Raw genomic sequence first — 20268 nt, 5'->3', positions numbered from 1 at the left:
AGCATTGTGAGCAAAACATAAAAAAGGGAAGTTTTATGAAGAAATTATTTTTAGCGTCCACGCTGAGCGCCCTGAGTTTTGGTGCAATGTCAGCAACGCTTCCGACTGACTTAAACTGGCAAACAAACTGGGATGAGCCTCAATATGGTTCGCCTGAAGCGAAACGTGGAGGGACCTATCGCACCTTCATGTCAAGTTTTCCACAGACGTTACGTAGTGTTGGTCCAGACGCCAATGCGGGGTTGCGTTCCTTTATCTTGGATGAAACCCCTGGATTGGTGGTTCGCCACCCAGACACTTTAGAGTTCATCCCTGAACTTGCTAATGAGTGGGCGTTAGCTGGCGACAATAAAACCGTCTATTTCAAACTCAATCCAGAAGCCAAATGGTCGGACGGCAAGCCTGTGACTGCCGACGATTTTGTATTCATGCTTAAGTTTTATCGTTCTAAGGATATCCTAGAACCTTGGTACAACGATTATTACAACAAAACCATTGCGGAGGTTATTAAGTACGACGCTCATACGTTTGCTGTTAAGGCCGCGAAAGAGTTCAATCCGGAAGAATTATTGCTAAGAATGGGGGCTTTACGCCCACGTCCCGCACACTTTTATGCCAATCCTTCAAAGGACGAAAATGGTGATGGTATTCACGATAATTTTGTCCGTTACTACAACTTTAAAAGTGAACCAACGACCAGTGCGTACTACCTAGATGATATCAAAAAAGGTAGAAGTGTGACTTTCAAACATGTTGGTGAAGATTGGTGGGGTTACAGCAATAAGTACTACCAAAATCGCTACAATGTCGACAAGATTCGCATCACGGTGATCCGCGATAGCGATATTGCGATGAAGCATTTTGAAAAGGGTAAGTTGGATGCATTTGGTCTGGTTCTGCCAAGTCTATGGCACGATAAATCGAACACAGAACCGTACCAAAAAGGCTACATTCAAAAGTTCTGGGGTTACAACCAATTTCCAGTCGGTGCGGGCGGCGTATGGATGAACACCGCGATGCCTTTACTGGATGATTTAAACGTTCGCAAGGGCATTACTTACGCAATTGATTTTGATGGCATGATTGAGAACATCATGCGTGGTGACTACTCCCGTAAGCCAAACCCGACCGGTTATGGCCATGGTAAATATACCCTACCAGACGCGAAAGCACCGAAATTTGACCCAGCAAAAGCGGCCGAGGCATTCGAAGCCGCAGGCTTTAACAAAATTGGTTCCGATGGTATTCGTGTCAATGACAAAGGTGAGCGTTTAAGCTTCGAGCTGACCTACGGAACACCTGTTCATACTCCTCGTATTGCTTTTTTGCGTGAGCAAGCCAAGCTAGCAGGGTTGGATATTGAGCTCAAGTTGGTTGATGGCTCATCCATGTTCAAATACGTCCGTGAGAAAAAGCACGATTTGGCTTTCTTAGATATGGGTACGTCCGAGATCCCAACGTATTGGGAGTACTTCCATTCAGTCAATGCGAACAAGCCGCAAACTAACTCTTTCACAAACTACAGCACGCCAGAGCTGGATGAAAAGATCATCGAGTATCGTTTTAGCATGGATATGGATAAAAAGATCCAGCTAGGTCATGAGATTCAGCGTGACATCATTGATGCGCACGTTATCGTAACAGGCTACATGATTCCTTATGTCCGCTACGGTCACTGGCGCTGGCTAAAGTTTCCTGATAAGCCAATGAATCGCATGACAGAGGCGTTGTTCAGTGGTGGCATCATAGGGGATGGCACTTACTGGATTGATAGCGATATCAAGAAAGAAACCAAACAAGCGATGAAATCAGGCAAAGCTTTTGAACCTGTCGTCGTCGTAGATGACACTTATAAGCTGTGAGGATTGGTTATGGAAAACGATGTAATCCTAAGTGTTAAAGATCTCGAAGTTGAATTCACCACCGATGATGGACCAGTGAAGGTGCTGCATGGTGTGAACTTTGATGTGAGAGCTGGACGTACACTCGGTCTGGTGGGAGAGTCAGGTAGTGGTAAGAGCGTAACCTCAATGTCGATCATGGGTCTTTTACCTAAGCCATATGGCAACATCATCAAAGGTGAAGTGAATTATCGCGGCACCAACCTAGTTGATTTGCCTGCGGAAGAGATGTACGCCATGCGTGGCGATCGCATTTCGATCATCTTCCAAGATCCGATGACGGCGCTAAATCCAGTACACACCATTGGTCGCCAAATATGTGAAGTGCTTGAACTTCATCGACCTGAGCTCGACAAAAAGGAGCGGGAGGCTTTCTCGATCGAGATGCTGGCAAAAGTCAAAATCCCAATGCCAGAGAAACGATTGAATGAGTATCCCCATAACCTATCTGGCGGTATGCGCCAGCGTGTAATGATCGCGATGGCGTTGGCCTGTAAGCCGGATATTCTGATTTGTGATGAACCGACTACGGCGTTGGATGTTACGGTTCAGGCGTCTATCCTTGAACTGATGAACGAGCTTCAGGAAGAAACGGGCATGGCGATGATCTTCATTACTCACGACCTCGGGGTTGTGGCAGAAGTGTGTGATGATGTTGCCGTGATGTATGGTGGGCGTATTGTCGAAAAAGCAGAAATTTTTGAGTTGTTTGATAACCCGCAGCACCCATATACAGAGCGTTTGATGGGGTTGATGCCGAGCTTAGATAATGAGCCGAAGCAGATGATCGATATCAAGCCTATTGATGCCAGTATGTTTGCCAGTTAACTGGGCAAAGTGAACGAGTCATAAAAGAGGATGTTATGGCAAAAGAAGTATTAAGAATTGAAAATCTTAAGCAGCACTTTGTTTCTGGTAAAGGGCTGTTCAAGAAAGGCTACACCATCAAAGCAGTAGACGGGGTTTCACTGTCTGTTTCTGAAGGTGAAACACTGGGACTAGTTGGTGAGTCAGGTTGTGGTAAAAGCACCCTTGGGCGCACGATCTTAAAGTTATACGAGCCAACGGAAGGTAAGATTTTCTTTGAAGGTAAAGACATCACTAAACTGTCTGTCAAAGAGATGCGATCGCTGCGTAAAGACATGCAAATCGTCTTTCAAGACCCAATGGAATCACTCAATCAGCGTCATACCATCGGTATGATTCTAGAAGAACCGTTTGTTATTCATAAAATCGGTACGCCAGCCGAGCGCAAACAGTGGGTAAAAGAGCTTTTAATCAAAGTGGGCTTACCAGAAACGGCAGTCAACCGCTATCCACATGAGTTTTCAGGCGGTCAACGTCAGCGTATCGGTATTGCTCGCGCGATTGCATTGAAGCCTAAATTACTGATTTGTGATGAATCGGTATCTGCGCTAGATGTATCGGTACAGGCACAAATTCTGAACCTATTACTACAACTGCAACAAGAGATGAACTTGGCGATCATCTTTATCTCTCACGATCTCTCTGTGGTGAAACACGTTTCAGACAAAGTTGCCGTGATGTATTTTGGTAAAGTGGTAGAAGCAGGCAGCGCGAAAGAAATTTATGCAAACCCGCAAAACGAGTACACCAAGAAACTCCTATCTGCGATTCCGATCACCCACCCTAAATATCGGAAGAAAAAGCGCCTGGCTGAAAAAAAGCAGCAAGTGGCGTAAGTGATGCCACAGGTCCTATAACACAAAAACGCTCCGCCAAATAAGCGGAGCGTTTTTATAGGCCTATGTTAGGTCTTGGTGTCGATTGGCGCTTGAGTATTATGATTGATTGAAGATCGTTGCATGCTAAACTCAAGGCCTATCTTATTTGTCTGGATAATGGACCATGCCGTCGAATTTACCGAAATCCTTTAGTCGACCGTTCCTGAAAATCTTCCATATTTTGGAGGCGGTATTACTAGTCTCTATTACCTTGGCGACGTTGTACGCCATGATGCAAGAGTTTGTACACGTATTTGTCGAGAAGCGTGTCTTACTCACGGATATTCTTTTGATGTTTATCTATCTGGAAGTGCTCGCCATGGTGCAGCAGTTCGTGATGAACGGAAAAATTCCAGTACGCTATCCTATCTATATCGCGATGATGGCGATCGCCCGCTATATCACACTCGGAATGAAAGAGCTGGATGCGGTTTTGGTTGTGTGGTTATCTCTGGCAGCGTTTATCTTAGCTGCGGCAACGTTGCTCATCAGAGTCGGGCATCATTATTGGCCCTACCTTGATAACAGAACCTTGGAAAAAGATGAATAAAAGAAAGCCCCGCACTAGCGGGGCTTTTTTGTTTCAATACTCGATGACTTTTAGATCATTCAATGTTTTGGATCTGCTCACGCATCTGTTCAATCAGAACTTTCAGTTCAACGCCCGATGCGGTGATGTCGGTGCTGATCGATTTCGATGCTAGCGTGTTCGATTCACGGTTGAACTCTTGCATCATGAAGTCCAGACGACGACCCACTGCGCCACCTTTTTTCAGAATGTTTGTGGTTTCTTTTACGTGAGAGTCCAAGCGATCGAGCTCTTCAGCAACATCCGATTTTTGCGCTAGCAAAATCAACTCTTGCTCGATACGAGACGGATCCAGTTCCACTTTAGCGTCTTCGAACTTCGAGAATAGTCGCTCACGTTGCCATTCTAAAATTTCTGGCATGCGGGCACGCACTTTTATGACTTCTGCAGAGATGGCGTCTAAACGCTGTTCAATCAGCGCTTTCATGTTCTCGCCTTCACGAGCGCGCGCTTCAATAAACTCATCCATTGCGCCATCAAACGCTTCTAGTAGCACTTTATTTACCGCATCCATGTCTTGCTCTGGAGTTTCCATTACCCCCGGCCATTGCATGACTTGAAATGGATTGATTCGGCTCAGTTCACCAGTCATGTGCATGACTTGTTCAGCGGCCTTAATTACCTGGCTAGCAAGCGCTTCGTTGATGCTAAGCTCACCTTTTGCGGCAGGGTTTGCTTCAAAGCGCAGATTACATTCCACTTTGCCTCGCGCTAAGCGCTTACGAAAACGCTCGCGTAAAACGGGCTCTAATCCGCGAAATTGTTCTGGCATGCGGAAGTATGTTTCTAAATAACGCTGGTTCACGCTGCGGATTTCCCATACCGCAGAACCCCAGTCGCCTTTTACTTCTTTGCGTGCATACGCTGTCATACTGTAAATCATCGAATTTTCCTGTCTTCATTTTTTGAAAATTACTTCAAGAGTGTATCACGCTGCGTCGATAGGTGCGCGGGATGTATGGATTGTTTATGTTGTGCCAGCGGCGTAACCTATGAATCCGGAATCGATTCCGTTATAATCTTCGCCCAACCAAATCGTCTTCTCCTCATATTTAAGGTAGATGCCCATGCGTCCAAACGATCGCAAGGCGGATCAAGTTCGCCCTATCAAAATTACTCGTAACTACACAGCTTACGCTGAAGGGTCAGTGCTAGTTGAGTTCGGTAACACCAAAGTGTTGTGTAATGCGACCGTAGAAGAATCTGTGCCACGTTGGCTAAAAGGCCAAGGTAAAGGCTGGGTTACAGCTGAATACGGCATGCTACCTCGAGCAACACATTCTCGTACTCGTCGTGAAGCGGCAAGTGGCAAACAAGGCGGCCGTACGATGGAAATTCAGCGTCTTATCGCGCGAAGCCTACGTGCCGTTGTCGATCTAAAAGCCATGGGTGAGTTCATGATCACCGTTGACTGTGACGTTATCCAAGCTGACGGTGGTACGCGTACTGCATCGATCAGCGGCGCAAGTGTTGCAATGGCCGATGCGTTCCAACACCTAGTGGATAGCGGTAAGCTAAAAGCGAATCCAATGAAAGGCCACGTAGCGGCAGTTTCAGTTGGTTTGCTAGGCGATGAAGTATTGTGTGATCTTGAATACGTTGAAGATTCAGCGGCAGACACAGACATGAACGTGGTAATGACCGAAGAAGGTAAGATGATTGAAATTCAGGGCACCGCAGAAGGTGAACCGTTCAGTCACGAACAGCTGATGGCATTGCTCGAGTCGGCGAAAATCGGCATTACGGAAATTGTCGCAGCGCAGAAGGCGGCGTTAGCCAATTGATTTAGATAGCTCCCATTATGGGGGCTATTTTTTTATCTCGACAATAGAGAAATGAATGATTGTCGAGAAGAGACACAAGAAACCAAGGACATAGAGAGAAAATAATGAAAGCATACCAGCGTGAGTTTATTGAGTTTGCACTTGAGAAAGAAGTTCTTAAGTTTGGTGAGTTTACTTTGAAATCTGGCCGTAAAAGCCCGTACTTCTTTAACGCTGGTCTTTTCAATACTGGTCGTGATCTCGCACGTCTAGGCCGTTTTTACGCAGCCGCGCTCGCTGATTCTGGCATTGAATTCGATGTACTGTTTGGCCCTGCGTACAAAGGTATTCCTATTGCAACGACAACGGCAGTCGCGCTGGCGGATCACCACGATATCGACACGCCTTACTGCTTCAACCGTAAAGAAGCGAAAGATCACGGCGAAGGCGGTAACCTTGTAGGCTCTGCGTTAGAAGGTCGCATCATGCTGGTGGACGACGTGATTACGGCGGGTACGGCAATCCGTGAATCGATGGAAATCATTCAAGCAAATGGTGCAGACCTTGCTGGTGTGTTGGTTGCGATTGACCGCCAAGAAAAAGGCAAAGGTGAGTTGTCTGCGATCCAAGAAGTAGAGCGTGACTTTGGTTGTGCAATCATCTCAATCGTTAGCCTGACTGACCTTGTGACTTTCCTTGAAGAGAAAGGCACAGACAAAGAGCATCTAGAAGCAGTCAAAGCGTACCGCGCAGAATACGGCATTTAATTGGTTACTTTTTCTGAAAAAGTAAAAAGGGCAGATGGATATCCATCTGCCCTTTTTTGTTTTTGGATTCATCGCCTTGACCACTTACTTATAGCGAATGCTTTTCTCGACATGCTCATCTTGCATGGTTTTATAGCGTTTATGGAGCCACATCCATTGCTCTGGAGCGCGTAGAATGACCTCTTCCACATACTTGTTCATATAAGCGGCGGCGGCGACTTCGTCTTTTTGTGGATAGTCGGCTTCAATGCACTTATCGGCGATGATGTCGTATTTCCCTTCACCATTGCGAAACCCTGAGCCTGGGATGATCGCACATTTTGAGGTATACGCCAGAATGCTTGTACCAGTTGTCGTACACGCATCGTCTACGGCAAAGAAGGGCACAAATACAGATTTTTTTCGACCGTAATCGTGATCCGGCAGATAGAACAGACGCTCACCACTGCGTAATACACGAATCATCTTTTTCACATCTTTACGATCAATCAATTTATTGCCGTTATGTGTCCGTCCCCAATACTGGATAAAGTTATAAGCAGGATTATTATGCGGACGAAACGCACCGTACCCGGCCACGCCGAGCACGGCGAAAGCACGTGCAGTGATCTCTAGATTAAGCGCATGAACACAACAAAGTAGGACGCCTTTACCTTCTTTGGCTTTTTCACGCAGTGCGCCGAGATCTTTCTCGACGATCAGGTTTTTAAAGCGCCAAGTCGGCCAGAACCAAGTGATCCCGGTTTCTATGAGTGCCATACCGGTATTTTTGAAGTTCTCTTCAACAATATGTTGAATCTCTTCAGGTGTTTTGTCTGGAAAGGCCAATTCTAAGTTACGTTGAGCAACGTGGACACGCTTTTTACCGTAGCGCATGCCAAGTTTACCGAGTGAACGACCTAATGAAAGCAGCAGCCGATAAGGAAGAATATTGACGAGGATGGCCAACAGACCAAAACCAAGCCATACGCCCCAGTTACGAGGGTGAAGAAGTGAAAGAGAAAACTCGGGCTGCGTGTATTTGTCTTTACTCATAGTCTTTTACTTTATTTGTGCACTCAAAAGCGCCCAGTACTCGTCAAAGTTTGCAGTCGGCTGGTATTTAAAGTCGCTACGCACAAAGCGGTTTAGGCTACCCTCAACTTGTCCCAGAATTTGCGCGGCTAGAATGCGCTCTTCGACAGGGAAAGACTTCCCTTCACGAATCTTACGTTCACGCAGGATCTGGCGCAATTGTGTTTCTATGCGCTCAAAGAGTTGATTGATGCGTTCACGTAGGCGTTCATTTTCAAACATTAGAGCATGGCCCGACAAAATGCGTGTCAGACCAGGGTTACGTTCAGAGAACGCCAAAATCAGGTGCATCACCATACGAATACGCTCTAGAGTATCTTTTTCGTCGTCTAGAATACGGTTGATACGTGTCATCAAGGCTTCTTCAATGAACTCAATCAACCCTTCGAACATGCGCGCTTTACTTGGGAAGTGACGATACAGCGCGGCTTCTGAAACGCCGACTTGCTTGGCCAGTTTTGCCGTAGTAATGCGTGAAGCGCCTTCTGTTGATTCAAGCATTTCTGCCAATGCTTGTAAGATCTCTTCACGACGGTTGGATTTTTTACTGCCGGCCATTAGTTACTTCCTTTCAAAATACAAAGTTGAGCGGAGGGGATTATAAGACGCTATTTCGCCTCAAACTAGACCACTAAGGGTGGAATGGGAGATTTAACACCCTTAGTTGTCATGTTTGTACCAAATTTATGCCAGCTTTTGTGAAAAGTTGGCAGGGTTTTCAAACGTTAGTTACATCAAGTGATGCATTTTTTCGAGAATTTTAAAGCTCAATGCTTCTTTTGATTCTAAAGCGAGCGCAAGTTCACCCTCAGGCCAGTACAGGGTAATCGCGTTGTCGTTGCTGTTAAATCCTTGCCCTGCAACCGAAACGTCATTCGCACAGATCATATCGAGGTTTTTCTTTGTTAACTTGCCTCGAGCATAGGTCTCTACATCATTGGTTTCAGCCGCAAAACCGACGGTAAACGGACGCTTCTCCGTCATTGCTGCTACAGAAGCAACAATATCAGGATTTTTGACCATATTAATGACCATTTCGTCATTGTCTTCCGTCTTTTTCAACTTTTGAGACGCGATCGTTTGTGGGCGGTAGTCGGCAACAGCAGCGCAGCTAATAAACGCATCATGCTTGTTTGCGTGTGTCATAACGGCTTCGTGCATCTCTTGTGCACTGGAAACATTAATGCGCTCAACACCTACGGGCGTATTTAAACTGACAGGACCGCTCACGAGGGTGACTTTTGCTCCCATCTGCGCTGCGGCGCTCGCCAATGCATAGCCCATTTTCCCGGAGCTATGGTTCGTAATGTAACGCACTGGATCAATCGCTTCGCGAGTTGGCCCGGCGGTAATGAGTATCGACTTACCTTCTAGCAATTTTGGCTGAAAGAACTGTTCACATAGATGTACTAGCTGCATTGGTTCCAGCATTCGACCTGGGCCCACATCGCCACAGGCTTGCTCTCCTGCAGCTGGGCCCCAGATGTGCATACCGCGACGCGCTAATGTTGCGATGTTCTCTTGGGTTGCGATATTGCGATACATCTGTTGATTCATCGCAGGAGAAACAGCAACAGGGGAATCCGTCGCGAGCACGAGCGTGGTAAGCAAATCGTTCCCCATACCTGCAGACATGCGCGCGATTAAGTCCGCAGTCGCTGGCGCTAATAGCACTAAATCTGCCCACTTGGCCAATTCAATATGGCCCATAGAGGCTTCCGCTGCTGGGTCTAATAAACTGTCTGAGACAGGACGGCCCGAAACGGCTTGCATGGTTAAAGGGGTAATGAACTCTTTTGCTGCTTTCGTCATTACCACTTGAACTTGCGCTCCTCTCTCTATGAGGCGACGGGTTAGCTCCGCACATTTATACGCGGCAATACCGCCACTGATGCCGAGTAGAATTTTCTTTCCTGCTAGTGTTTGCATGTGAGATCTCCAATTTGATGACCGGATTTTAACACAATTCAAAGTCTGACCGCCCGAGCATATATAACGAGAAGATAATTCACATCAAACTCCAGAGTATTAATCTGACCGAGGAAGGGAAAATTCTCGCCTACCTCACAGACAAGTTGCGCGGAGTTTGCAAGTCTGAAAAGAAAAAGAGGTACTGGAAACCATGGTGTTGAAAAGTCGAAACAAATTGCTGCTGATAACCCTAATTCCGTTGTTGTTGATCACTACGTTGATCTCAGTGGTGTATTACATCAACAGCAGTAAAAGTTTGGAAGCGGAGCTGGCAAGAGACAGGCAAGAGCTCATCGAAACGAAAAAGAAAGAGTTACAAGCCTACATGATGATGGGTGTGACGGCGATAAAACCGTTATACGACACGGATGTAAATGGAAGTAATAAAGAGGCAGCAAAAGAAATTCTGAAAGCCATGCGCTTTGAAAGCGATGGTTACTTTTTTGCCTACGACTCTCAAGGTGTGAATACGTTACATGCCATCAAACCTTCTTTAGAGGGTAAAAACCTTTACGACTTAAAAGATGAAAATGGGGTCGCAGTTATCGCGGGCTTGATTGATGCTTCTCAAAAAGGGGATGGGTTCCTCTATTTCTCGTGGCACAAACCGACCATTGACGCACAAGCGCCTAAGCTAGGCTATGCAGAATATTTATCGAAATGGGACTGGGTTTTAGGCACTGGTGTTTATATTGATGACATCGACCAGCAAGTTGCGATGCACAGAGAGTTAAAGACTCAAGAGCTAAAAGAGCATACGTTATCTGCCGTGTTGATTTCCGTTGTTGGGTTGATCATCACCAGTATTCTCACCAGTATCGTGGTGTCGAAAGGCATTCAGCCATTACAACATGTCGCGGCGTCATTGAAAGATGTAGCCGCAGGCGGCGGTGACTTAACGGCTCGTTTAAAAGTCGAAAGTCAGGATGAAGTCGGTGAAGTGGCGGCCGCGTTTAATGAGTTTATGGATAAGCTGCACCCACTGATGCAGGATATCCACCGCTCTGCGACGACAGTACAGACCGTTTCTCAAAGCCTGAACACTCAGACCAGCCAAGCGAGCGGTCAAATGCAGGATCACTGTTTAGAGACGGACAAAGTCGTGACGGCAGTGACACAAATGAGTATGACAGCCAAAGAAGTAGCCAGCAATACCAATGCGACCGCGCAGGCGATTGAGGATGCCAACAGTCAAGTTACCGAAGCTCAGCGTGAAGTGGAACAAGCAATTGAAGGCATTACCGAGCTAGTGAGGGAGATAGACAGTACGTCAGATGCAATTTCTGAGTTGAGTTTACAAACCGAAAAAATAACCAAAGTGCTGGATGTGATTGGCGAGATAGCCGAGCAAACGAATTTGTTGGCCCTAAATGCGGCGATTGAAGCGGCTAGAGCCGGTGAGCAAGGCCGAGGGTTTGCCGTCGTTGCGGATGAAGTTCGCTCGCTAGCCAGTCGTACGCAAAATAGTACTCATGAAATTGGTGACATGCTTAAGCAGCTACAAAATGGTGTATCAAGAGCGGTCAGTACGATGTCGGTGAGCCAAAAACGAGGTGTAAAAACGGCGGAAGAATCGGCGCTCATTCAGCAATCTCTTTCTAGTGTTCATCATTCTATCGGAACAATTCGAGATATGGGTATTCAAACCGCGTCTGCTGCCGAAGAGCAAAGTGCGGTTGCAGAAGACATCAACCAAAACTTAGTGGCTATTCAACAGATTGTGAACAACATTAATGAGACGTTGCAGCATGCCGAGTCAATCAGCACGCAGCTATCACAATCTGGAACAGAAATTCACGGCTTGGTTGGCAACTTTAAACTCTGATGAACTGTTAAGTTGCATTGAAAGCACTGATGGTACGAAGAAAGCGAAAGTCATACTCGACTTTCGCTTTTTATTTTGTGGAATAGGGGCACTTTCCATATAAAGAGACATCAGATGATACTGAAAGCTATGCCAACTGAGTCCATGCCCAGAGAGAAGTTGTTGCAACGAGGACCGCAAGCATTGACCGATGCTGAGCTACTGGCCATCTTCTTGCGCACAGGCACCCGCGGAATGAACGTGATTGAGCTTGCAGACTTCCTTATTCAAGACTTTGGTTCGCTCAGACAACTATTTTCAGCATCAGAGCAAGAGTTTTGTCGTCACAAAGGATTGGGGCAAGCCAAGTATGTTCAGTTGCAAGCGGTACTTGAAATGACGCAACGTTATTTGGCTGAAACGTTAAAGCGGGGTGATGCTTTAACCAGCCCTGAGCTAACCAAACTGTATCTTTCTTCTATTTTAAGAGATCGGCAAAGGGAAGCTTTTTACATCCTTTTTCTCGATAACCAGCATCGGGTAATAAAAGATGAAGTTTTATTTGAAGGGACACTGGATGCGGCCTCCGTTTATCCGCGAGAAGTGGTGAAGCGAGCCCTACATCACAACGCCGCCGCTTTGATATTAGCCCACAATCATCCCTCCGGCGTAGCTGAACCGAGCCAGGCTGATAGAAGAATTACTCGCCGTTTAATCGACGCGCTCGCGTTGGTGGATATTCGTATTTTGGACCATTTCGTCATCGGCGATGGAGAAAGTGTTTCTTTTGCTGAAAGAGGGTGGATATAACTGTGCGTTTTTTAGGTTGTTAGTTGCAAAAAATCTGCTATTATCCTCGCCACTAAATTTTAAACTGAATTCAGCTTGGACTGCTAGAAAAAACCTGCTGTCTAAAAAAAGATCACGAAAACCTGTAAAAAGGATCTGTTCGGGTCTTGAGCAATGCATATCAAGTTAGTATAATGCGCGACCTTTGATAGCCTTGTATGGATTTTCCATAGCGGTTCTTAACCTCTAACTTCTTTTCGCGAGATAGAGAGGTTCGGCCACCAAGGTTGATATCGAGCTGAAACGATTTTGGAGAAGACATTCATGTCACGAGTATGCCAAGTAACTGGTAAGCGTCCAGTAACGGGTAACAACCGTTCACACGCACGAAATGCTACTAAGCGTCGTTTTCTGCCGAACCTACAAACTCATCGTTTCTGGGTAGAGAGCGAAAAACGTTTTGTTAAACTACGTCTATCTGCTAAAGGTATGCGCATCATCGACAAGAAAGGTATCGATACTGTTCTTGCAGACATGCGTGCACGTGGCGAAAACGTTTAAGAGGAAATAAGCAATGGCAAAGAAAGGCGTTCGTGAGAAAATCCGTCTAGTATCTTCTGCAGGTACTGGCCACTTCTACACAACTGATAAGAACAAGCGTAACATGCCAGGCAAATTTGAGATCAAGAAATTTGATCCAGTTGTACGCCAGCACGTTATGTACAAAGAAGCAAAAATCAAATAATTGGTTTCTGACTCTTTTACGAATTGAAAAACCCAGCTTTCGAGTTGGGTTTTTTATTACCTAAAGAAAAGTGCTGAAGAAAAGTGTTCAGTACGTCATCGGATTATAAAGCACTGCTGAAGTCATTTTACTGGTCCGACTCTATACTTGAATTTTTGATTGTTCGCTCTCTGTCGCCTAGTCACCACTTCTCTACACACTTGCACACCGTTGTTCTAGTCAAGATCAATAGTCTTTGGTAGTTTACTCATAACTATAAGAGAGTAGAGATGGTTATGCGTGTGAGTCCGGCTCGTCGCCGCCGATGGAACAATATTCTTATTCTGGGCATTATCGCGTTTATAGTGATCTTAAATGCGCCGATGTGGATCAAAACTTACCTATTAACAGATCAAGCAGACCCTTACCCAAATGTACTTCGCTCCGACTATACAGTGGAGTCTTTGTACTATAGTGGCTGGGAATTCGAACTGCATGATGGACGATGGCAATCCAACATCAAAGTCGATGCACCGATCAGTGAACTTGTATCACGCTGGCAATCATTGGAAGGGACCGAGCTTACCTCGGAACAGTTCGATCATTTAAAACCTAACCTGACGATACCTGAAACGGTAGAAGTCTGGTATCAGGATCTCGAAGAGCCGCAGCGGGTGACTTTCTTTCGTTTACCTGATTTTTGGCTATTTAAAACTTGGCAAGACAAATGGGTCGCTATCTCCGTCGATGAAAACTACCTTATGCCAGAGTAAAGCCTTTTTGCGTCTATACCCCTAATAAGCTTCTCTATTTATCGTTTTTCTTTTCGAGTATGCTAGCAGCGAGAACTATTAGCCGGTGAATTGGAGAATCTAATGCCTGAGTTGCCAGAAGTTGAAGTCAGTCGTATGGGAATTAGCCCCCACATGGTTGGACAAACGATCCAGTCGTTTACTTTTCGAACGCCTAAATTGCGCTGGGATATTCCTATAGAGCTTAAAAAATTGGAAGGGCAGGTGATCCGTGCGATTAGCCGTCGTGCGAAATACTTACTGATCGAGACAAACACAGGTACAGCCATTGTTCACTTGGGCATGTCTGGGTCTTTACGTGTCCTAGATGCCGACTTTCCGCCAGCAAAGCACGATCATGTGGATCTCAAACTAAGCAGTGGAAAAATACTGCGTTATAACGATCCGCGTCGTTTTGGGGCATGGCTGTGGTGTGCTCCTGGCGAGTCACATGCTGTACTAGCAAACATGGGGCCTGAGCCTTTAACTGAAGAGTTCAATGCGGAATATGTAGCGGAGAAAGCTAAAAATAAGCGTGTCGCCGTCAAGCAGTTCATCATGGACAACAAAGTCGTGGTTGGTGTCGGGAACATCTACGCGAATGAGTCGTTGTTTAAATCTCTAATTCACCCTTCAAGGCCTGCAGGTAAGCTAACTTCTCAAGAGTGGGGGTTACTTGTTGAAAATATCAAAATGACACTTGAGATTGCCATTACGCAAGGTGGGACTACGCTGAAAGACTTTGCGCAAGCCGATGGAAAGCCGGGTTACTTTGCACAAGAGTTATTAGTTTACGGAAAAGCCGGAGAGCCATGCCCAGAATGCGGCGAACGACTTCAAGAGCTAAAAATAGGGCAGCGTAATACCTTCTTTTGTGGTGAGTGTCAGAAGTAAGACGAGCTAATATCGAGCTTAAGTTGTTGTAATCTTGCGCTAGAGCCTCAATAATTCAATCAGTTTCGAATAACTTAGTAAATTATATGAAAGTCATTTATCCGGGCACTTTTGATCCAGTGACTAATGGTCACCTCAATCTAATAGAACGTACTCACGAAATGTTTGATGAGGTTGTGATTGGCGTAGCCGCAAGCCCATCGAAGAACACCATGTTTTCATTGGAAGAGCGCGTTGCACTGATGCAGGACGTTGTAGCGCATTTACCTGGTGTGACGGTAAAGGGGTTCTCTGGGTTATTAGTGGATTTCGCGAGAGATGAGCAAGCTAAGGTTCTTATTCGTGGTTTGCGAACAACGGTAGACTTTGAATACGAGTTTGGACTGACCAACATGTACCGAAAGCTATTACCAGGTATCGAAAGTGTATTTTTGACACCTGAAGAAGAGTTTGCATTTCTATCGTCGACTATCGTGAGAGAAGTGGCCATTCATGGCGGAAGTATCGATCAGTTCGTTCCCAAGCCAGTAGCCATCGCGATTGGGGAAAAACTGAATGAAAGACAGTAAATTCCCTTATTATTTCTCAAACGCTCTCTCGATACTTATCCCTCGTTTTGTATATCGAGCACAAGCAAAGCGTTTACTTTCGAATTTAACTGAAGCCGAGAAGCAACTCTGCCTTGAGCGGATGAACTATTACAACAAGTGTGAAACGCCGTTTTCAGTCGATAGCCGAGAACAAAGTTACGCGACTGTCGATACATTCAAAAAAACGAAAGGTTGGACGTATTTTTTCGATCTTCGCCAAGTTGTACGCTATTTCCCTTCCAGTTTTGCGTTTAACTACATCAACGGTGATGTTACACACATTCCCAATGTACCGAGCTTTATAAAAAGCCGCCCTATTTTTGGTAGCAACCAAAATTCAGTGGTATTGAAACTCAACCAAGTTCGTCATTTTAAATTTGTTGATGATCCTATTCGCTATCAAGATAAAAAGGACATGGTCGCTTGGCGTGGTGTGGGTTTTCAGCATCATCGTCAAAAGGTGATTCATGCGTTCTACAACCATCCGCAATGCAACATTGGCCAGACCCGCCCGGTAGAAGGGCAGCCTTGGGAAAAAGGCTTTATGAGCATTGAGGAGCAACTTCAATACAAGTTCTTGTTGTGTATAGAAGGCAATGATGTGGCCACCAACCTTAAGTGGGCTATGTCGTCTAACTCCTTGGTTATTATGTCAAAGCCAAAATATGAGACTTGGTTTATGGAAGGTAAGTTAGAGGCTGGTGTCCACTATGTTGAAGTGAAGGATGACTATTCGGATTTGCCCGAAAAGATGGACTATTATCTAGCGAATGAGCAAGAAGCATTAGCGATCATTGAAAATGCGCACCAGTGGGTTGAGCAGTTCAAAGATAAACGTAAAGAGCGTTTGATCTCATTGATGGTTGCCGATAAGTACTTCGCTTTATCTCAGCAACAATAAAAAAGGGGCGTTTCGCCCCTTTTTTATAATCTTAAGCTTCTAGAAATTGTTCAACACCATTCTCACAGCGTTTAAGCTTGTTTTTAATGGTGTTCTCTAAAATCTCGTCATTTTGTCCGAGTGACGCACGAGAGTTTTCTACGTGGTACAAGTGGTAGCCTACACCTGCGAATTTTAGGTAAAGACGTGACTTACCCGCATTCAACATGCGATGAACAAACTCGCTGTCTTCGCGTCCCCATCCAACAAAATCTTGGTTGAAGCCATTCACCTCGATGACATCTTGTCGCCAAAACGCCATGTTGCAACCGCGAGTGGCTTTATCGTTATTGCGCTCGTAAGAGAACCATTTCGATAGCAAAGCGTTGGTGATGCAGTTTTTACGATTGCGAATGCCTTTGCTGAAGATAGAAGGTACTAAGCCGTTTTCCATGATGGCCTTGCTGCAGTTTTCATCCGTTAACACACGTCCACCCTGTACAAACCAATTTGGCTTTGCGACTTGCTTATGTGATTCAATAAACGTTTGAGACAATACCATGTCGCCATCAATCATGATGAGGTAGTCACCTGATGCTTTTGCGATAGCACGGTTGCGGCTCATCGAAAGTTGAAAGCCATTATCTTCGTGCCAGCTATGGATAAGTGGCACGGGAAAGCCGTCACGAAGTTGGTCGATCATTGCTTTGGTATCGTCTCGAGAACCGTCATCTGCAACAATGACTTCATCAGGCAAAACGGTTTGACGTTTCACGCTTTCTAACACCGCTTTTAATGCTTCTTTCCAGTTGTAAGTGGTGATAATTAAAGTCGTTTTCATGATTTTTTTGCCTGTTCACGTAAGTAGAGATCGATATATTTTACAAAAGTAGAGTGCATGCTTAGCCAAGCTAGAATGAAACCATGTTTGCCATCAAGGAAGCCTCGTTTGAGAACATACATCTTCAAAAAGCTAGCAAGAGCGTGAACAATTGCAGTGGTTAAGCCGGATTTCTTTTTACCTTCACGTTCATCCGTCCAGGCCTTGAGGTAGCCAGTGGTTTTATTGATGTAATGATGAAGGTGCTCGTAAGTGTAGTGATGCAGTCGACCATCCAGTTTTTCAGTTTGATAGTTTTTCTCATCAACTTTTTCATGAACGAGCGAATCATTATATTGCGTATATTCGGTGCGATATAAGCGCACAATCCAGTCTGGAGACCAACCAGAATGGTAGATGAACTTACCAAACGCTGAGCTTAGTCGGTTAAGCTTGTATAAAACGTTCGGCTTATTGGCTGATACCGCGTGTAAGATACTTTCTTTTAGCTCTGGAGTGACTTGTTCGTCTGCATCAAGCCATAAAACGTAGTCTGCCGTAACGTATTGCTGCGCAAGTTGGCGCTGTTTACCGAATCCTGGCCAATCTAGGTTGGTGTAAAACTTATCTGTGTATTGTCGGGCGATTTCTTCGGTACGATCAGTGCTGCCCGAATCTAGAAGGACAATCTCATCGACCCAATCTTTTACTGTGTCTAGACAAGCTTGTAAGTGCTTCTCTTCATTTTTTACAATTAAGGCAACGGCTAAGGTTGGTTTGGACAAGGTCATTTCCTTCTTAACAAATCAAGACAGTAAGTTTACTGGTATTGAGGATACAAATCTTCTAAGACTTGATCGAACATGCTCATTACTTGAGTGTTAGTAATGCGGTTCATTGCCGTTTCATCTTTAGCGCGAGTTCGCCAGCTTAACTCGTGACTGTTTTTGCCTGTTTCCGCAAAGATCGTTTCTTCATACACTGAGACAACGTATTTTAGATAACGGTAAGGTCCTACTCGCAGCGGATTATGGTGTGCATAGAGCCCGATGATTGGCGTTTTCATTGCATTCGCCATGTGTGCTGGTCCGGTATCGGGGGCGATGACCATTTCAACCTTATCTATTAACGCAAGCATTTGCAGAATTGAACTTTGTCCAACTAAATTTAGACACGGTTCTTCCAAGCGAGATTGAATGGTCTCTGCCAGGTCCAATTCTACCTGAGCAGGGCTGCCTGCCAGAATCACGTTCCAGCCTTTTGCTCTGGCGTGATGAATCACATCCACATAACCTTCCGCGTTCCAGTTTTTATAAGCTTTGCTCGCACCAGGCACAATCAGCAGGTTAGGTTTACTACGAGAAATATGAGACTCTGCCCAAGCTTGGTCGTGGTCTGTATAAGAAAGTACCCAGTCCAGTTCTGCCTTTGGTACCCCAATTTGATGGGCAAAGGCCATTAAGCCATCTGCGACATGCAGAGATTGCGGGGAAGGCACTTTGACATTGGTAAATAGCGTCTGAAAATCTTGGCTTCTATCAGAAGAGAAACCAAGTTTGTATTTTGCTTTAATGCCCAACGTCGCGACACTCGCTCGAATCGCGTACTGCATATGCAATAGCGCATCAAACTCTCTGCCTTTCAGCTGTCGCCAAAGCGATTTGTAGCCATCGAGTCCTGCTTTTTTATCAAAAACAATCACTTCTACGCCATCAATGGCGGCTAATAACTGGGCTTCAAGTTTACCCGTTATCCAAGTAATCTGGGTCGAAGGCCAGTGTTTCTGAATAGCTTGAACGGTGGCGATGGTATTGCAAACGTCTCCAATAGCGGACAAACGCAAGATGCATAATGACGATGGGGCAGAAGTGAACATAATTATTGTCTGATTCGATGAATAGAAGCAGGTAAATTATGCAGACATCCCCAATAAATGTAAAATACACGGCTCGAATATAGCTAAGTACTGATAAGTGTTCTGCAATGTCAAAGATAACACCGCATCAATCGCAAGAATCTGGCAAGCCGGGTAATACCGGGCTAAAGCGCATCGTTAAAGCGACGGGTTATTCGATCCAAGGATTAAAAGCGGCTTTTAAGCATGAAGCCGCCATTCGACAAGAGTTGGCTCTGTTGAGTTTCGCTGTGATTTTGGCTTGGCTAGTGGATGTCGGCATGGTTGAGCGTATCTTAATGATCGGGGTCGTGGTGTTAGTCTTGATTGTAGAGCTTGTGAATTCAGCTATTGAGGCTGTGGTTGATCGTATCGGTATTGAGCGGCATGAACTCAGTGGTCGAGCTAAAGACATAGGCTCTGCTGCCGTTATGGTTGCATTGGCGTTCGCCGGATTTACTTGGTTGTATATATTAACCAGCCGATATTTAGGCTAGGGGGTAAGCGCGTGACTCAACAGTATCAAAACAACAACCAAATGATCTGGTTTGATGACGAGATCCTTACAGACCCTAGCCAACCGATATTTGATGCGGAATACTGGCAGTCCTTAGACAAGGTGGTTGGCAGTGCGACGGGGCGAGGCACGACATGGTTTATCCAACTAGAGAACATGCAAGCAGCACTGCGTCATTACCGTCGTGGCGGTTTGTTTGGGAAGTTGGTTAACGATCATTATTGGTTCTCTGGCTGGGATAACACCCGTAGTGCGCAAGAGTTTCAGCTTTTATTGGCGCTAATCGAGGCTGGGGTGCACGTTCCTCGTCCAATTGCAGCAAGAGCCGTAAAGTCAGGGTTCTTCTATCAAGCTGATTTATTAAGTGAGCGAATCCCAAACGCCAGAGATCTGGTTAGTATCTTGCAAGAACAGTCTTTATCGGCAGACATGTATCAAAAAATAGGGCAAGAAATTGCCAAGATGCATCAGGTTGGCGTTAACCATACCGATTTGAATATCCATAATATCTTGATCGACGACAAAGATAAGGTATGGATTATCGATTTTGATAAGTGTCGTTTTGAAACTTCTGGTGATTGGAAAGATCAAAATCTAAGTAGACTCCTGCGTTCATTTAATAAAGAGCGTTTAAAGCGACAGATTATTTGGCAAGAATCCGATTTTGAGCATTTGCAGGACGGTTATGCTTCTCAATCTTAATTGAGTTTTTTATTATTTTGCATTAATTGCTCTAAGTAAGCCCTCTTGAGTCT

At 45.3% G+C, this 20268-nt stretch carries 23 protein-coding genes; 16 read left to right on the top strand and 7 right to left on the bottom strand.

Annotation, left to right across the window (positions count from 1 at the left end):
- Positions 1-35 precede the first annotated feature (35 nt).
- The 4 genes from L3V27_RS14350 (at position 36) to L3V27_RS14335 (ending at position 4196) form a co-directional block, all read left to right on the top strand.
- Positions 36-1862 carry an extracellular solute-binding protein gene (locus tag L3V27_RS14350; protein WP_053808672.1) on the top strand — a complete coding sequence of 609 codons (1827 nt, stop codon included), beginning with the start codon at positions 36-38 and terminating at the stop codon, positions 1860-1862.
- A 9-nt stretch (positions 1863-1871) separates the two neighbouring features.
- Positions 1872-2729, top strand: coding sequence for an ABC transporter ATP-binding protein (locus L3V27_RS14345; RefSeq protein WP_005394932.1), 858 nt, complete (start codon positions 1872-1874; stop codon positions 2727-2729).
- Positions 2730-2764: 35 nt separating this feature from the next.
- The gene (locus L3V27_RS14340; RefSeq protein ID WP_005394930.1) at positions 2765-3604 is read left to right on the top strand and encodes an ABC transporter ATP-binding protein; all 840 of its coding nucleotides are present in this window, start codon (positions 2765-2767) and stop codon (positions 3602-3604) included.
- Between the two features lie 166 nt (positions 3605-3770).
- On the top strand, positions 3771-4196 hold the full coding sequence (locus L3V27_RS14335; protein ID WP_237312137.1) for a phosphate-starvation-inducible PsiE family protein: 426 nt from the start codon (positions 3771-3773) through the stop codon (positions 4194-4196).
- A 55-nt stretch (positions 4197-4251) separates the two neighbouring features.
- On the opposite strand, the gene L3V27_RS14330 is transcribed toward L3V27_RS14335, so the two are convergent.
- Positions 4252-5118 (bottom strand): YicC/YloC family endoribonuclease, encoded by an 867-nt coding sequence (locus L3V27_RS14330; protein ID WP_167427018.1) that lies wholly within the window; start codon positions 5116-5118, stop codon positions 4252-4254.
- 184 nt (positions 5119-5302) lie between these two features.
- On the opposite strand from L3V27_RS14330, the gene rph reads away from it, so the two are divergent.
- Positions 5303-6019: a ribonuclease PH gene (rph, locus tag L3V27_RS14325; RefSeq protein ID WP_104971148.1), complete on the top strand. Its 717-nt coding sequence runs from the start codon at positions 5303-5305 to the stop codon at positions 6017-6019.
- Between the two features lie 104 nt (positions 6020-6123).
- Positions 6124-6765, top strand: coding sequence for an orotate phosphoribosyltransferase (pyrE, locus tag L3V27_RS14320; protein WP_005379384.1), 642 nt, complete (start codon positions 6124-6126; stop codon positions 6763-6765).
- Between the two features lie 84 nt (positions 6766-6849).
- On the opposite strand, the gene L3V27_RS14315 is transcribed toward pyrE, so the two are convergent.
- From L3V27_RS14315 to coaBC, 3 genes are all read right to left on the bottom strand, one after another.
- Positions 6850-7800 (bottom strand): Kdo(2)-lipid IV(A) acyltransferase, encoded by a 951-nt coding sequence (locus tag L3V27_RS14315; protein WP_237312136.1) that lies wholly within the window; start codon positions 7798-7800, stop codon positions 6850-6852.
- A 6-nt stretch (positions 7801-7806) separates the two neighbouring features.
- A complete protein-coding gene (slmA, locus tag L3V27_RS14310) occupies positions 7807-8397 on the bottom strand; it encodes a nucleoid occlusion factor SlmA (protein ID WP_005395778.1) in 591 nt (196 codons plus the stop codon).
- A gap of 171 nt (positions 8398-8568) precedes the next feature.
- Positions 8569-9768, bottom strand: a complete 1200-nt coding sequence (gene coaBC / locus L3V27_RS14305) for a bifunctional phosphopantothenoylcysteine decarboxylase/phosphopantothenate--cysteine ligase CoaBC (protein ID WP_065646539.1) — start codon at positions 9766-9768, stop codon at positions 8569-8571.
- Between the two features lie 193 nt (positions 9769-9961).
- On the opposite strand from coaBC, the gene L3V27_RS14300 reads away from it, so the two are divergent.
- The 8 genes from L3V27_RS14300 (at position 9962) to L3V27_RS14265 (ending at position 16303) form a co-directional block, all read left to right on the top strand.
- The gene (locus tag L3V27_RS14300) at positions 9962-11635 is read left to right on the top strand and encodes a methyl-accepting chemotaxis protein (RefSeq protein ID WP_237312135.1); all 1674 of its coding nucleotides are present in this window, start codon (positions 9962-9964) and stop codon (positions 11633-11635) included.
- A 114-nt stretch (positions 11636-11749) separates the two neighbouring features.
- Positions 11750-12424, top strand: coding sequence for a DNA repair protein RadC (gene radC / locus L3V27_RS14295; RefSeq protein WP_237312133.1), 675 nt, complete (start codon positions 11750-11752; stop codon positions 12422-12424).
- A gap of 303 nt (positions 12425-12727) precedes the next feature.
- Positions 12728-12964 (top strand): 50S ribosomal protein L28, encoded by a 237-nt coding sequence (gene rpmB, locus L3V27_RS14290; RefSeq protein ID WP_005384783.1) that lies wholly within the window; start codon positions 12728-12730, stop codon positions 12962-12964.
- Between the two features lie 13 nt (positions 12965-12977).
- Positions 12978-13148 (top strand): 50S ribosomal protein L33, encoded by a 171-nt coding sequence (gene rpmG, locus L3V27_RS14285; RefSeq protein WP_004410866.1) that lies wholly within the window; start codon positions 12978-12980, stop codon positions 13146-13148.
- A gap of 275 nt (positions 13149-13423) precedes the next feature.
- Positions 13424-13900, top strand: coding sequence for a hypothetical protein (locus L3V27_RS14280; protein WP_192943668.1), 477 nt, complete (start codon positions 13424-13426; stop codon positions 13898-13900).
- 102 nt (positions 13901-14002) lie between these two features.
- Positions 14003-14812, top strand: a complete 810-nt coding sequence (gene mutM, locus L3V27_RS14275) for a bifunctional DNA-formamidopyrimidine glycosylase/DNA-(apurinic or apyrimidinic site) lyase (protein ID WP_237312131.1) — start codon at positions 14003-14005, stop codon at positions 14810-14812.
- A gap of 86 nt (positions 14813-14898) precedes the next feature.
- Positions 14899-15381 (top strand): pantetheine-phosphate adenylyltransferase, encoded by a 483-nt coding sequence (gene coaD / locus L3V27_RS14270; RefSeq protein ID WP_005395788.1) that lies wholly within the window; start codon positions 14899-14901, stop codon positions 15379-15381.
- Positions 15368-16303: a glycosyl transferase family 90 gene (locus L3V27_RS14265; RefSeq protein ID WP_237312129.1), complete on the top strand. Its 936-nt coding sequence runs from the start codon at positions 15368-15370 to the stop codon at positions 16301-16303. Before coaD ends, L3V27_RS14265 begins: the two co-directional genes overlap by 14 nt.
- A 31-nt stretch (positions 16304-16334) precedes the next feature.
- Here L3V27_RS14265 and L3V27_RS14260 read toward each other — a convergent pair whose 3' ends face one another.
- From L3V27_RS14260 to L3V27_RS14250, 3 genes are read right to left on the bottom strand one after another with little or no spacing between them, the layout of a single operon-like run.
- Positions 16335-17123, bottom strand: coding sequence for a glycosyltransferase family 2 protein (locus tag L3V27_RS14260; protein ID WP_150916117.1), 789 nt, complete (start codon positions 17121-17123; stop codon positions 16335-16337).
- Positions 17120-17887 carry a glycosyltransferase family 2 protein gene (locus tag L3V27_RS14255; protein WP_054867810.1) on the bottom strand — a complete coding sequence of 256 codons (768 nt, stop codon included), beginning with the start codon at positions 17885-17887 and terminating at the stop codon, positions 17120-17122. The genes L3V27_RS14260 and L3V27_RS14255 overlap by 4 nt, the downstream gene beginning before the upstream one ends.
- Positions 17888-17922: 35 nt before the next feature.
- Complete coding sequence (locus tag L3V27_RS14250) at positions 17923-18978, bottom strand: glycosyltransferase family 9 protein (protein ID WP_237312127.1); 1056 nt, start codon at positions 18976-18978, stop codon at positions 17923-17925.
- A gap of 107 nt (positions 18979-19085) precedes the next feature.
- Here L3V27_RS14250 and L3V27_RS14245 point away from each other — a divergent pair, with 107 nt between their 5' ends.
- Together L3V27_RS14245 and L3V27_RS14240 are read left to right on the top strand one after the other, a co-directional pair.
- A complete protein-coding gene (locus L3V27_RS14245) occupies positions 19086-19493 on the top strand; it encodes a diacylglycerol kinase (RefSeq protein ID WP_074191922.1) in 408 nt (135 codons plus the stop codon).
- A gap of 11 nt (positions 19494-19504) precedes the next feature.
- Positions 19505-20215 carry a 3-deoxy-D-manno-octulosonic acid kinase gene (locus L3V27_RS14240; RefSeq protein WP_237312125.1) on the top strand — a complete coding sequence of 237 codons (711 nt, stop codon included), beginning with the start codon at positions 19505-19507 and terminating at the stop codon, positions 20213-20215.
- Positions 20216-20268 lie beyond the last annotated feature (53 nt).

The organism is Vibrio sp. J2-3(2022) (assembly GCF_021725735.1).
In the GTDB taxonomy this organism is placed as follows: domain Bacteria; phylum Pseudomonadota; class Gammaproteobacteria; order Enterobacterales; family Vibrionaceae; genus Vibrio; species Vibrio diabolicus.
The sequence above is the reverse complement of the archived record's forward strand: the minus strand, read 5'-3'. Positions and strand labels throughout refer to the sequence as shown.